14 protein-coding genes are annotated in these 13,052 nt (G+C 37.3%); all 14 read right to left on the bottom strand.

Translation table 11 applies throughout. From position 1 onward, the window contains the following. Nucleotides 1-45 precede the first annotated feature (45 nt). The 14 genes from dusB to tilS all read right to left on the bottom strand — a co-directional run bounded on the left by dusB (nucleotide 46) and on the right by tilS (nucleotide 12,911). On the bottom strand, nucleotides 46-1,044 hold the full coding sequence (gene dusB / locus ACW0JX_RS00425; protein ID WP_000912249.1) for a tRNA dihydrouridine synthase DusB: 999 nt from the start codon (nucleotides 1,042-1,044) through the stop codon (nucleotides 46-48). 23 nt (nucleotides 1,045-1,067) lie between these two features. Further along, nucleotides 1,068-1,271 (bottom strand): helix-turn-helix domain-containing protein, encoded by a 204-nt coding sequence (locus tag ACW0JX_RS00420; RefSeq protein WP_000387030.1) that lies wholly within the window; start codon nucleotides 1,269-1,271, stop codon nucleotides 1,068-1,070. Beyond that, nucleotides 1,223-1,738: a 2-amino-4-hydroxy-6-hydroxymethyldihydropteridine diphosphokinase gene (folK, locus tag ACW0JX_RS00415; protein WP_089170261.1), complete on the bottom strand. Its 516-nt coding sequence runs from the start codon at nucleotides 1,736-1,738 to the stop codon at nucleotides 1,223-1,225. The genes ACW0JX_RS00420 and folK overlap by 49 nt, the downstream gene beginning before the upstream one ends. Beyond that, nucleotides 1,735-2,097: a dihydroneopterin aldolase gene (gene folB / locus ACW0JX_RS00410; RefSeq protein WP_000358070.1), complete on the bottom strand. Its 363-nt coding sequence runs from the start codon at nucleotides 2,095-2,097 to the stop codon at nucleotides 1,735-1,737. The genes folK and folB overlap by 4 nt, the downstream gene beginning before the upstream one ends. Then, nucleotides 2,098-2,958, bottom strand: coding sequence for a dihydropteroate synthase (gene folP / locus ACW0JX_RS00405; protein WP_141544755.1), 861 nt, complete (start codon nucleotides 2,956-2,958; stop codon nucleotides 2,098-2,100). Then, nucleotides 2,933-3,805: an aminodeoxychorismate lyase gene (gene pabC / locus ACW0JX_RS00400; RefSeq protein WP_016513295.1), complete on the bottom strand. Its 873-nt coding sequence runs from the start codon at nucleotides 3,803-3,805 to the stop codon at nucleotides 2,933-2,935. The genes folP and pabC overlap by 26 nt, the downstream gene beginning before the upstream one ends. After that, nucleotides 3,799-4,386 carry an aminodeoxychorismate/anthranilate synthase component II gene (gene pabA / locus ACW0JX_RS00395; RefSeq protein ID WP_071731622.1) on the bottom strand — a complete coding sequence of 196 codons (588 nt, stop codon included), beginning with the start codon at nucleotides 4,384-4,386 and terminating at the stop codon, nucleotides 3,799-3,801. The genes pabC and pabA overlap by 7 nt, the downstream gene beginning before the upstream one ends. 5 nt (nucleotides 4,387-4,391) lie before the next feature. Continuing rightward, the gene (gene pabB, locus ACW0JX_RS00390; RefSeq protein WP_064531864.1) at nucleotides 4,392-5,789 is read right to left on the bottom strand and encodes an aminodeoxychorismate synthase component I; all 1,398 of its coding nucleotides are present in this window, start codon (nucleotides 5,787-5,789) and stop codon (nucleotides 4,392-4,394) included. Nucleotides 5,790-6,011: 222 nt separating this feature from the next. Further along, nucleotides 6,012-6,935, bottom strand: coding sequence for a cysteine synthase A (cysK, locus tag ACW0JX_RS00385; RefSeq protein WP_001261712.1), 924 nt, complete (start codon nucleotides 6,933-6,935; stop codon nucleotides 6,012-6,014). A 104-nt stretch (nucleotides 6,936-7,039) separates the two neighbouring features. After that, nucleotides 7,040-7,915 (bottom strand): redox-regulated molecular chaperone HslO, encoded by an 876-nt coding sequence (hslO, locus tag ACW0JX_RS00380; RefSeq protein WP_000656367.1) that lies wholly within the window; start codon nucleotides 7,913-7,915, stop codon nucleotides 7,040-7,042. 6 nt (nucleotides 7,916-7,921) lie between these two features. Further along, nucleotides 7,922-8,710 carry a type III pantothenate kinase gene (locus ACW0JX_RS00375; RefSeq protein ID WP_000578365.1) on the bottom strand — a complete coding sequence of 263 codons (789 nt, stop codon included), beginning with the start codon at nucleotides 8,708-8,710 and terminating at the stop codon, nucleotides 7,922-7,924. Nucleotides 8,711-8,954: 244 nt separating this feature from the next. Next, complete coding sequence (gene ftsH, locus ACW0JX_RS00370) at nucleotides 8,955-10,856, bottom strand: ATP-dependent zinc metalloprotease FtsH (RefSeq protein ID WP_001079669.1); 1,902 nt, start codon at nucleotides 10,854-10,856, stop codon at nucleotides 8,955-8,957. Between the two features lie 85 nt (nucleotides 10,857-10,941). Then, nucleotides 10,942-11,484, bottom strand: coding sequence for a hypoxanthine phosphoribosyltransferase (gene hpt / locus ACW0JX_RS00365; RefSeq protein WP_000981846.1), 543 nt, complete (start codon nucleotides 11,482-11,484; stop codon nucleotides 10,942-10,944). Then, nucleotides 11,481-12,911 carry a tRNA lysidine(34) synthetase TilS gene (gene tilS, locus ACW0JX_RS00360; protein ID WP_089170258.1) on the bottom strand — a complete coding sequence of 477 codons (1,431 nt, stop codon included), beginning with the start codon at nucleotides 12,909-12,911 and terminating at the stop codon, nucleotides 11,481-11,483. The genes hpt and tilS overlap by 4 nt, the downstream gene beginning before the upstream one ends. Nucleotides 12,912-13,052 lie beyond the last annotated feature (141 nt).

Below are 13,052 nucleotides of genomic sequence, written 5' to 3'. Positions count from 1 at the left end.
TATAGGAAGTGTGTAGAAGAATGTCAATCTTCTCCGTCCTCCTTATTAACCAACGTAAATTGTTTGTTGTTTCGCCTCTACTTCTTCTACAAATGCACCTAATACATTCGCAAGGTCTTCACGCGTGTTGCAAGTATTGATACCATTACGCACACTCGCATTACCACGAACACCTTTTAAATACCAAGCCGCATGCTTTCTCATCTCTCTTACAGCAACATTTTCATTCTTTAAATCGATAAGACGATCTAGATGCAACATACATACATCAATTTTCTCACGGACTGTTGGTTCCGGCATTAATTCACCTGTCTCTAAATACTTTACCGTACGATAAATCATCCATGGATCCCCAAGAGCTGCACGACCAATCATAACACCATCTACACCAATCTCATCAAGCATACGCTTCGCATCTTGCGGTGTTTCGACATCACCATTTCCGATAACCGGGATATTCACAGCTTGCTTTACTTGTTTAATGATATCCCAATCTGCTTTCCCTTCATACATTTGCACTCGCGTACGTCCGTGAACCGCCACAGCTTGTCCGCCAGCACGCTCAACAGCTCTAGCATTTTCTATTGCGAAAATATGTTCTTCATCCCAACCGATACGCATTTTAACCGTAACCGGCTTTTCAACAGCATCTACAACCGCTGCTACCATTTCGTATATTTTATTTGGATCTAGAAGCCACCTTGCCCCCGCATCACATTTAACGATTTTCGGTACTGGGCAACCCATATTAATATCAATAATGTCTGCTGTCGTATATTTATCTACGTATTTCGCAGCATCTACAAGCGTTTCTTTCTCTCCACCGAAAATTTGTAAACTTAATGGTTTTTCTCTCTCATCAATATATAACATATCTAATGTTCTTTTGTTATTCAGTAATATTGCCTTATCACTTACCATTTCAGCACAAACTAAACCTGCACCAAATTCTTTAACTGTTAAACGGAATGCAGAGTTACACACTCCCGCCATCGGTGCTAATACAACCGGATTTTTCATCTCAATATTTGCAATCTTTAACAATCAACCTACTCCTTCCTGCACAGTTACTTTGGCATTAATTCATCTATCGAAACATTTAACGCCTTAGCAACTTCTACTACAAAATCTTGAGAAGGCGATCGATTCCCTCTCTCAACTTCACCTAAAACAGATACTGATACCCCTAATTCTTTAGCAAAACCTTCTTGCGTGTAGCCTTTTAGCTTTCGAAAAGCACGAATGCGTCTTCCCCATTTTTCTGCTTCCATACCGTTACTCCCTCTCGCCTTTTCATTTCTTCTACTTGTGAACGTGAAATGTTTTGTTTTATATCTTGATTAATCTCTAACAACGGAACGATAACAAAAGCTCTTTCGAACATCCGCGGATGCGGAACAATAAGATTCTCTGCTTCAATATTCTCTTGATTATAAAGTAAAATGTCAAGGTCGATAGTCCTCGGCCCCCACCTAATTTCCCTTTTTCTTCCTAGGTCATTTTCTACTTTTTGTGTTACTTTCAATAATTCTTGCGGTGATAAATTGGTAGAAATTTTTATAACTAAATTTAAAAAACAACTTTGGTCAGTATAGCCAACTGGATCAGTTTCATACACTGACGAAACATCATCAACTTGAATATACGGACTTTTATTTAAAAAATGAATGGCTTCAGTTAAATACGTATAACGCTCTCCAATATTTGACCCTAATGCAATGTACGCTATATTATTCATGGACGTTCTCTCGTAATTTCTACTGCTACAGCGCGATAATGGCCCGGTATCGGCGGATCTGGTTTAATCACCTTAATTGTACACCGTGAAATACTTTTATATTGCTTTAATATATCTGCAGCAATATTTTCAGCGATACTCTCCACAAGCTTATACTTTCTATCCTCAACAACTTTTCTACATAATTCGAAAAGCTCTCCATAATTGACCGAATGCTCTAAGTCATCACTTTCCCCTGCACGCTTTAAATCCAACTCCACCGTTAAGTCAACTTTAAATCTCTGACCTAATCTATTTTCCTCTGGAAACACACCATGATAACCATAAAATTCCATATCGTGGATATAAATTTTATCCAATTACCTTACCCCCTTACCAATCATCGCATCCATCATTTTAGCCATACGCGCCATTTCTTTCACATCATGGACACGAACAAACTCACAGCCCTTTTCAATACCAAGACAAACAGTAGCTCCCGTTCCCTCAAGGCGTTCCTCTACTGGCAAATCTAATACGTGCCCAATAAAGGACTTTCTCGAAGTACCTAAGAGAACCGGATAACCTAGCACATTTAACTGTTCTAAATTACGCATCGCCTCTAAGTTCTGCTCCGGTGTTTTAGCAAAACCGATACCTGGATCTAAAATAATATTCTCATCTCGCACACCAGCATTTTTAGCAATTTTAATACTGTCATACAAATCAGCAATCATATCCGCCATTAAATTACGATAATTCATATTATCACGGTTATGCATTAAAATGATGGGTACATCATAACGGGCTGCGACTTCAGCAATTTTCGGCTCCGCCTTCGCCCCCCAAATATCATTAATAATATGAGCACCAGCCTCAATTGCTTGCTTTGCAACTTCAGCTTTATATGTATCGATAGATATAGGTAATTTTACTTCTTTTGAAACTGCTTGAATCATCGGGACGACTCGCTTTATTTCTTCTTCTACTGATACTTTAGCAAAACCTGGGCGAGTAGATTCGCCACCAATATCAATAATATGAGCACCTTCACCTTGCATTTCTTTTGCGTGACGTACCGCAGCATCTACCTCGTTGTAACTCCCACCATCAGAAAACGAATCTGGTGTTACATTTAAAATCCCCATAATTAATGTCTTTTCATTTAAATTCAATGTATATTCGCCGCAGCGTAAATCATAATCCCACTTCAAACTACACATCTCCTCTTCGTAATTCATTTCTGCTCCATAATTTCTCTCTTTGCATTCCATAAAGGTACATTAAACTTTTTGTAACCACTCCTACTTTACCCGGGAAATCCTGCGCTTCTATACGATAAAGCGGAACAATTTCTTGAATGGAGTTTGTTACGAAGACTTCATCCGCTGAAAGTAGCTCATCTTTTGTAAAGAAACCTTCCTTTACTTCTATGTTTAATTCTTCAGCACTCTTTATAATAAACGCACGAGTGATACCATTTAAAATACCTGTCTCTAACGAAGGTGTATATAAAACATCACCTTTCACAAAAAATAGATTCGAAACAATACCCTCTGCAACATAACCTGCTTCAGTAAGGAAAATGCCTTCCTTGCTCACAACATTTCCAATTTCACGCTTACCTAAAATATTATTTAAATAGTGATGAGACTTCAGGCGAAATGTCCCTTCCGGTGTATTTCGCACTTGTTTTAAAATAACACCTTCTTTTTCTACTACATCTCCTGGAGCTGTTAAAGGTTTTATAAAAACAATAACCGAAGGCTCTTCGTATATTTCCGTTTGTAATCCTATTTCATCTATACCCGCCGATACATTAAAACGTACATATGCATGCTTCAATTCATTCTTAGCGAGTAAATCTTTCAAAATAAGCATCACATCATTTTTTGTCATTGTCCATTTAATTTGCAATGTATCCAGCGCCTCTATTAAACGGTCATAATGATCATCCAATAAGAAAGGATGACCATTATAAATACGAAACGTTTCAAAAACTCCAAGACCATATAAATAACCATGATCATAAGGAGAAATTCTCGCTTCACTTGCTTCTACATACTGACCATTTACGTAAATTAACATAATGTCGCACTTGGACTGTATTTACGAATGAAATTCTGCAATAACTCTTTCCCATGAGAAGTCATAATAGATTCCGGATGGAATTGCACACCCTCTATCGGCAATGTCTTATGACGAAGTGCCATAATTTCCCCTTCCTCCGTCCAAGATGTTACCTCTAAGCAATCTGGTAACGTCTCTTTCTTAACAATAAGGGAATGATAGCGCGTCGCAGTAAACGGATTAGGAATATCCGAAAAAATCGTCTTTCCATCATGATGCATAAGCGAAATTTTCCCATGCATTAATCGCTCTGCACGAACAACCTCTCCACCAAACACTTGTGCAATAGATTGATGCCCTAAACAAACTCCAAAAATTGGAATCTTCCCCGCGAAGTATTTAATAACTTCCATACTAATCCCCGCTTCATTAGGACTACATGGACCTGGAGAAATCATTAGAAAATCTGGTTTCATATTCTCGATATCTGAAATCGTCACTTCATCGTTACGTTTAACAACGAGCTCTTGTCCAAGTTCTCCAAGAAACTGCACTAAATTAAATGTAAAAGAATCATAATTATCAATCATTAATATCATTTCTCTCACCTAACCGTTTCTTCGCTACGTTCTTTTGCACGCCATAAAGCAATCGCCTTTTTTAACGACTCTTTATATTCATTTTCCGGATTTGAATCAATTACAATTCCCGCCCCCGCTTGTACATGAGCTTTTCCATCTTTAGCAAGAAGTGTTCTAATTACAATATTCAATTCTGTATCTCCAGAATAACCAATCCAACCGATTGAACCTGTATAAATCCCTCGGCGAACAGGTTCTAATTCCTCAATAATTTCCATTGTACGTATTTTCGGGGCACCAGTAATTGTTCCACCAGGGAATACAGCCTTCACCAAATCAAAAGCATCTTTATCTTCTTCCACCTCACCACGCACATTAGAAACAATATGCATAACATGTGAGTATTTCTCAATTACCATAAATTCATCTACTTCTACAGTGCCATATTTACAAACACGCCCTAAATCATTTCTTTCTAAATCCACAAGCATTACATGCTCTGCTCTTTCTTTTTCGTTCTCAATTAATTCTCTTGCTAATTCTTCATCCTCTTGCTCATCCGCGCCTCTAGATCTCGTTCCAGCAATTGGTCTTGTACTTACTTCAGTTCCTTGTTTCTTAATTAACAACTCTGGCGATCCACTAACAATTTGAAAATCCCCAAGCTCCAGGTAACCCATATATGGAGATGGATTAATTTCACGAAGACTTGTATAAATTTCTAGTGGATGCGTTTGTAAAGTTCTTTCTTGTCTCGTCGACAAGTTTACTTGGAACACATCACCCGCCCCAATATATTCTTGAATACATTCAACTGCCTTCATAAAGCCTGTTTCTGTAAAGGCAACCGCTTCATTTTTCTTTTTAGGACGTTCAAACGGCATAGTCACTTCAGGCACTTCTGCCACCCAAAGATCCTTCCATTCATTTAAACGTTCTTCTGCTTCTGCATGCTTATCTACATAATGTGTAATAATCCACAATAGCTTTTCTTTTTGATCATAGACAAACACATCGTCAAATAATAAAAAGTATATATCGGGTATATTCAGATCATCCTCTGCAAGAGAAGGGAGTTTTTCGATATAACGGATACAATCATAACTAAAGTAGCCAATTGCACCACCTTGAAAAGGCGGGTACTGTGGATTGTAGTCTGTTTTCCATTTCTCCATATATTCTTGCATTAAATCTAATGGATTCCCTCTTTTTATTGTTTCCTTACCGCTTTCACTTATATGTAACTTTTCACCCTTCCCTTGGATTACCGCTACCGGGTTTAAACCCACTATGTTATAACGACCGCCACGTCCACTTTCCAGCAAAATATGTTGCGGCTTATCCTGAGAAAGAAATTTATATTGCTTAAAGAAATCTAACTGATATGGAATAGAAAGCGCTAAAGATTTTCTTCGTTGCATATCAACACCCCGTCTTCTTTTATCCCACCCTCTTAGATGAACCAGCTCCAACTACATAAGTTATTTATATAGAGATTGATTATACTCGAAGGCTAGTGAAAATAATTTAATTATACTACCTCTTATTTTACATGAAGTTTTCTAGTCATTCACTCTTTTCCTATTTCCAATCCAAAAAGAAAAAGCATCCTTTTTCAAGGATGCTTTTTCAATCGCATTTAATTATGATTCAAATTGATAAAGTGGTGTACTTAAATAACGTTCACCGTTACTCGGAATAATAACAAGTACCTTTTTCCCTTTACCTAACTTTTTCGCAACTTCTGTTGCTGCATAAATAACTGCGCCTGAAGAGATACCAACTAAAATACCTTCCTCTTTAGCCACTCTTCTCGCATATTCAAATGCTTGCTCTGTTTTCACTTGAATAATTTCATCATATACTTCTACATCCAACGTCTCCGGAACAAATCCCGCCCCAATTCCTTGGATTTTATGTGGACCTGGTTTCCCACCAGATAATACTGGTGAATCTGCAGGTTCTACTGCATAAATTTTAATATCTTTATACGCTTCCTTCAGCACTTCACCAGCACCAGTAATCGTTCCACCTGTACCAATACCTGCAATAAACGCATCTAATTGGTCGCCCATTTGTTCAATAATTTCTGGACCTGTTGTTAAACGGTGAATTTCTGGATTTGATTGGTTTTTGAACTGTTGTGGTATAAAGTAGCCATGCTCTTTCGCTAATTCAGTCGCTTTACGAATTGCTCCACCCATCCCTTCAGGACCTGGAGTCAATACTAATTCAGCACCGTAAGCACGTAATAAATTACGACGCTCAATACTCATTGTTTCTGGCATTACTAAAATTGCATTATATCCTTTAGCAGCCGCTACCATCGCTAAACCAATCCCTGTGTTACCACTTGTTGGCTCAATGATTGTATCGCCCTCTTTTAACAATCCCTTTTTTTCAGCATCTTCAATCATAGCTAGTGCAATACGATCTTTAACGCTACTCCCTGGATTCATAAATTCTAGTTTTAAGTATATATCTGCGCTGTCTGATTCTACGATGCGGTTCAACTTAACGATCGGCGTTTTCCCGATTAATTCTGAAACTGATTGTGCCACTCGCATTCCTGTCACTCCTAACACCGAGTATTTTTATTGGTTTTATCTATATTTAGATTTTGTCAGAAAATTCCCTGTTTGTCAATCTATTCGGAGGGTTAATCCCCTTATTACAAATTCTCAATTAAATTTGTAATATCTTCTTTAGAGAACTTGTATCGTTCATTACAGAAATGACAATGAACTTCTGTTTCTTCTTCTTCTTCACGAATTTGCTCTAACTCTGTTTTACCTAAACTAATTAACACACTCTCAATACGTTCACGTGAGCACGTACAATTAAATTGAACATCCATTGTTTCTAATACTTTTACTTTATCTTCTCCAAGGACTGCATATAGTAGCTCTTCTGGAGAAAGACCTTGTTCGATCAATGTTGATACAGGCGGGATTTTTTGCAAACGATCTTCAATGAATGAAATTGTTTCTTCCTGTGCGCCCGGCATAATTTGAAGGATAAATCCACCCGCCGCTAATACGCTGTCATCTCCATTTACAAGTACACCCACACCAACAGAAGAAGGCGTCTGCTCAGAAACTGCGAAATAATACGTGAAATCTTCCCCTAGTTCTCCCGAAACGATTGGAGATTGACCGATAAACGGCTCACGCATACCAATATCTTTAATTACTGTTACAAACCCTTCTGTACCTACCGCTTGATATACACGTAATTTCCCTTGTTCCGTTCCTTCAAAATCAACATGTGGATTCGTTACGTAGCCACGTACATCTCCATTTGCATGAGCATCTACTAAGATAGGGCCAATCGGACCATTACCTTCTACCTTAATCGTTAACTTTTGATCACCTTTTAACATCGCACCCATCATTGTACCTGCAGTTAAAGAACGACCAAGTGCCGCCGAAGCTGTTCTCCATGTATCATGACGTCTTTGTGCCTCACTTACTGTATTCGTTGTACGTACACTATACGCACGTACTTCTCCATCAAACGCTAACGCTTTTACTAAATAATCTTTCATACTTATTTATTCACCTTTCTCATGCTGTAAATTTGCATTACGCTCATATAACATATACAAGCCTTTTAACGTTAAAAATGGATCTACAATATCAATTACATTCGATTCTTCTGAAATTAATTTCGCCAATCCACCTGTTGCAATAACTTTCGGTTCTTGTTTAGCTTCTTCTTTCATACGCTTAACAATACCTTCCACTTGTCCTACATAACCATAAAGAATACCTGATTGCATCGCACTTACTGTATTCTTCCCAACAACACTGCTCGGTTTTGTAATTTCAATACGAGGAAGTTTTGCTGCCCTACTATATAAAGCCTCTGCTGAAATCATAATTCCTGGCGTAATAACTCCACCCATATAATGCTTTTCTTCATTAATATAACAATATGTAGTAGCCGTACCAAAATCAACAATAATAAGTGGACTTCCATACAATTGGATTCCCGCTACTGCATTTACAATTCGATCTGCGCCTACTTCACGTGGATTTTCATATTTAATATTTAGCCCCGTTTTTATTCCAGGCCCTACTACAAGCGGTTTAATTTTAAAATATTTTTCACACATACGTTCTAAAGCGAACATAATTGGTGGTACGACTGAAGACACAATAATACCTTTCACATCTTCAAACGAAAGACCCTCATGATCAAGTAACTGTTTTACAAGCATTCCATATTCATCTTCTGTCTTATGACGATCTGTTTCCATGCGCCAATGCTGACGAAGTTCCCCCTCTTCAAACACGCCTAGTACAGCATTTGTGTTCCCTACATCCAATACAAAAATCATATTCTCACCACTTATCTTATTTAATCTATATTTGTGTAGTATGTATAAAACTTATAAAAACATCATATCACACATACTTATATAATCAGCTTTCCTATCCTCATCATTTTACAAAAAGATTGCTCTCTATTTCAATTTTTAATACTAGTTTTACTTAAATTACTTTATCCACTAAGCCCTTAATAGTAATTAACAAAAATCTTAACAAACAAAAAAGGAGTGACGATAGTCACTCCTTCATTTCTTACTTATCTTCTTTATCTTCATCGTCTTTCTTCATATTGATGTTTACTTTCACATCATCTGAAGATGTTGGACGCTCAGGTAATCTGCCATAATCATATAAATGATTAATTTGCTCTGCGTCTAATGTTTCTACTTCAAGTAACGTTTTCGCGATAATATCAAGCTTATCTCGTTTTTCAGTAAGAATATGTTTCGCACGAGCATAACATTCTTTAATAATTGTTTGCATTTCCACATCAATTTCATGTGCGATTGCATCACTGTAGTTTTGTTCTGAATGGAAGTCTCTTCCTAAGAATACCTGACCACCTTGCGAGCTACCAAATTGCATCGGTCCAAGCTTATCACTCATACCAAATTCCGTAACCATACGTCTTGCAATACCAGTTGCACGTTGGAAATCGTTGTGAGCACCTGTACTTGCTTCACCAAATACAATCTCCTCAGCTACTCGACCACCAAGTAAACCAGTGATTTTATCAAGTAACTCTGGCTTTGTCATGAAGTAACGATCTTCCTTCGGAAGCATTACCGCATATCCACCAGCCTGACCACGAGGGACAATTGTTACTTTATGAACGACATCAGCTTCATCAAGAACAACACCAATTACAGTATGGCCTGCTTCATGGAAAGCAACGATATTACGTTCTTTTTCAGAGATAACACGACTTTTCTTAGCTGGACCTGCAATAACACGATCCGTTGCTTCATCGATATCACTCATATCAATCTTCTTCTTATCTCGACGTGCAGCTACTAAAGCAGCTTCGTTTAATAAGTTTTCAAGATCCGCACCAGAGAATCCTGGTGTACGAGTCGCAATTGCTCTTAAATTAATATGCTCATCAAGCGGTTTATTACGTGCATGTACTTTCAGTACAGCTTCACGGCCATTTACATCTGGACGATCTACTGTAATTTGACGGTCAAAACGACCTGGACGTAATAACGCTGGGTCAAGAATGTCTGGACGGTTTGTCGCAGCAATGATAATAATACCTTCGTTTGCACCGAATCCATCCATTTCAACAAGTAACTGGTTCAATGTTTGCTCACGCTCATCATGACCACCACCAAGACCTGCGCCACGTTGACGACCTACTGCATCAATTTCATCAATGAAAATGATACAAGGAGCATTTTTCTTTGCATTTTCAAATAAATCACGTACACGTGATGCACCGACACCGACAAACATCTCTACAAAGTCAGAACCACTGATAGAGAAGAATGGAACGCCAGCCTCACCTGCAACAGCACGTGCTAATAAAGTTTTACCTGTACCTGGAGGTCCAACTAATAGGACACCCTTCGGAATACGGGCACCAACTTCAGAAAACTTACGAGGGTCTTTTAAGAATTCAACTACCTCGACAAGTTCTTGTTTCTCTTCATCCGCCCCAGCAACATCTCTGAAACGAACTTTTTTCTTTTCATCATTATATAACTTCGCCTTACTTTTCCCGAAGTTCATAACACGGCTACCGCCGCCTTGAGCCTGGTTTAATAAGAAGAAGAATAAAATGAAGATGATGACAAACGGAATGATTGAAGTAAAGAATGTTACCCAAGCACTTGTTTCTTCTGCTGGTTGATACTTAACTTCGGCACCTTTCGCTTTATCATTGATTTTCTTTTGTAATTCCTCAGTATTTGGTGCATAAGTAACAAATTGTTCTCCTTGGCTAGAGTTATTGAATTGTCCTTTTACCTCAAATACACCATTTTTCGGTTGAAGTTGCACATTACGCACTTCACCGCTTTCTAGTTTAGTAATGAATTTGTCGTAGCTAACTGATGTCGTTTTTTGTGTCGAACCATTAAAATAGCTCACGATTCCAATTACTACTAAGAATATCAGTAAATAAAAGATGGTATTACGGAAGATACGATTCATTCCTAACCTCCTCTCACGGCATAAACACTATAGTAAATCGTAACATAGAAAAACTTTCCTATACAATTGTAAAGCCTGTATTTAATTAATTTGAGTAAACGCTTGGTTTTAATACGCCTACATAAGGAAGATTACGGTACTGCTCTTTATAATCTAATCCATATCCTACTACAAATTCATGTGGAACAGTAAATCCAACATAATCCGCTTTCAGATCAACCTTACGGCCTGTTGGCTTATCTAATAATGTAACAATTTTTACAGACTTCGCTTTACGATATTTGAATAAGTCTACTAAGTAGCTTAGTGTAAGACCACTATCAATAATATCTTCGACGATTAAAATATCGCGACCTTCTACAGAAGTATCAAGATCTTTTAAAATTTTCACTTCGCCTGTTGAAACTGTAGAGTGACCATAACTAGATACAGCCATAAAATCCATTTCAAGATATGTATCTGTTCTCTTTAATAAATCTGCCATAAATGGCATTGCGCCTTTTAATACACCAATTGCAAGAGGTACTGTGTTTTTATAATCCTCTGCAATAACTGCACCTAGTTCGCGCACCTTTTCTTGTATTTGTTCTTCAGAAATTAATACTTTTTCGATATCTTGATTCATCATTTCATTATCCTCCCGGAAGACTCCTTGCTTTTGTAGTGAATAATCATATATTTACCCTTCTTTGCCATCTCTTTCGAAATTGCAAATGCAGATCGCTTCAACAAGGGTACCCAAATAATGTTCCCACTTGCATCACAAACGACCGGCCATTCTTCTCTTTTTTCTTTTGGTACTTTCGCTTCGATAAAAATAGCTTTTATCTTTTTCGTGCCATCCATACCTTGTATTGACATGCGATCTCCATTTTCCCTAGAACGAATACGAAGTGGATATGATATATCATTATACTTAGCAACAAATACTGTTTCATTCATGTTACTTGGTATATCTTCGCTCACCTCTGTTACAAATTCATCCCCGTTCAATAGTGTAATGGTCCCGGGTACTGATAAATCTTGCAAAAAAGGAGAGACAATTTCTTGTTTAAATCTAAAGCTACACTCCTCGTATGTGCGAACAATTTTCAAATCACCTGGAAAATCAAGTGAACCTGAAGGTTGTGTCCGCTTAAAAAACTCAATCACCTTGTCAATATGTATAGAAGAAAGAGAAGATGGAATCTTATATTCATAAAGATAGTTTAATATTAGTTGAATCCCTCTTCTTTGTAAAGGCATAGACATGGATTCAAAGGCAGGAATTGATAAGCTAATTTGTTTATCACTTTTTTTTGTAATTACTTTATTCATTTTCTCAAAAGCTAATTCCTGCAAATAAGCCTCATCCTCTTGCATCTGCACGCTAAATTTTTGGAATTTCTCATGCATTTGTGGATTTTCTTCTTTTAAGTGAGGAAGGACATATTTACGTAATCGATTCCTTGTATATACTTCCTTTTTATTACTCGGATCTATACGTGGAATTAAATTTAGCTTATTACAGTAATCAACAATTTCTTCCTTCGTTACCCCAAGTAACGGCCTAATTAAATATCCATTATGAAAAGGACGCTTCACTGCAATTCCTGCATATCCTTTCGGAGTACTCCCTCTTACAAGACGCATTAAAATTGTCTCGACTTGATCATCTCCATGATGTCCAAGAGCAACATATCTTGCATCATATTTCTTCATTATTCTTTCCAAAAATGCATATCTGCATTCTCTAGCAGCAACCTGTGCATTCATTCCGTATTGCTGTTGATATTGTGATACATTAATCCTTATCGTTTCACAAATAATTCCCAGTTCTTCACAAAGGTCCTGCACAAACTGTAAATCCTCATGAGATTCATCACCTCTAAACATATGATCCACATGAGCTACTACAATTTCCAACTGTTTTTCCGCTCTTTTTTCTAATAAATAATATAAAAGGGCTAACGAGTCAGGACCACCAGAAACTCCCACAACAATTGTTGAATTATTCTTTAATACATCATGCTGCTTTACAAAGTCATCTACTTTTTCAACAAATGTATCTTTCAACTTCGCAATCACCTTTCATTAAACAAGAACAGCAACGTTAGTTACCTTGTCTATAATGGTACAACTTTTACAAACATTGTGCAAAAAAAAGATATACAAAAATTACATTTTTATCTTACATCCTCCGTGTATATTCATAAA

Source organism: Bacillus sp. C-3-6, assembly GCF_054509685.1.
This window is presented reverse-complemented; position numbering and strand designations above follow the sequence as displayed.

Bases quoted from the DNA above. Each gene is read 5' to 3' on its own strand.
- folP (WP_141544755.1), bottom strand. From the start codon at position 2,958: ATGAATTACGAAGAGGAGATGTGTAGTTTGAAGTGGGATTATGATTTA.
- hpt (WP_000981846.1), bottom strand. From the start codon at position 11,484: ATGATGAATCAAGATATCGAAAAAGTATTAATTTCTGAAGAACAAATA.
- pabC (WP_016513295.1), bottom strand. From the start codon at position 3,805: ATGTTAATTTACGTAAATGGTCAGTATGTAGAAGCAAGTGAAGCGAGA.
- pabA (WP_071731622.1), bottom strand. From the start codon at position 4,386: ATGATATTAATGATTGATAATTATGATTCTTTTACATTTAATTTAGTG.
- cysK (WP_001261712.1), bottom strand. From the start codon at position 6,935: ATGCGAGTGGCACAATCAGTTTCAGAATTAATCGGGAAAACGCCGATC.
- ACW0JX_RS00375 (WP_000578365.1), bottom strand. From the start codon at position 8,710: ATGATTTTTGTATTGGATGTAGGGAACACAAATGCTGTACTAGGCGTG.
- ACW0JX_RS00420 (WP_000387030.1), bottom strand. From the start codon at position 1,271: ATGGAAGCAGAAAAATGGGGAAGACGCATTCGTGCTTTTCGAAAGCTA.
- folK (WP_089170261.1), bottom strand. From the start codon at position 1,738: ATGAATAATATAGCGTACATTGCATTAGGGTCAAATATTGGAGAGCGT.
- ftsH (WP_001079669.1), bottom strand. From the start codon at position 10,856: ATGAATCGTATCTTCCGTAATACCATCTTTTATTTACTGATATTCTTA.
- hslO (WP_000656367.1), bottom strand. From the start codon at position 7,915: ATGAAAGATTATTTAGTAAAAGCGTTAGCGTTTGATGGAGAAGTACGT.
- pabB (WP_064531864.1), bottom strand. From the start codon at position 5,789: ATGCAACGAAGAAAATCTTTAGCGCTTTCTATTCCATATCAGTTAGAT.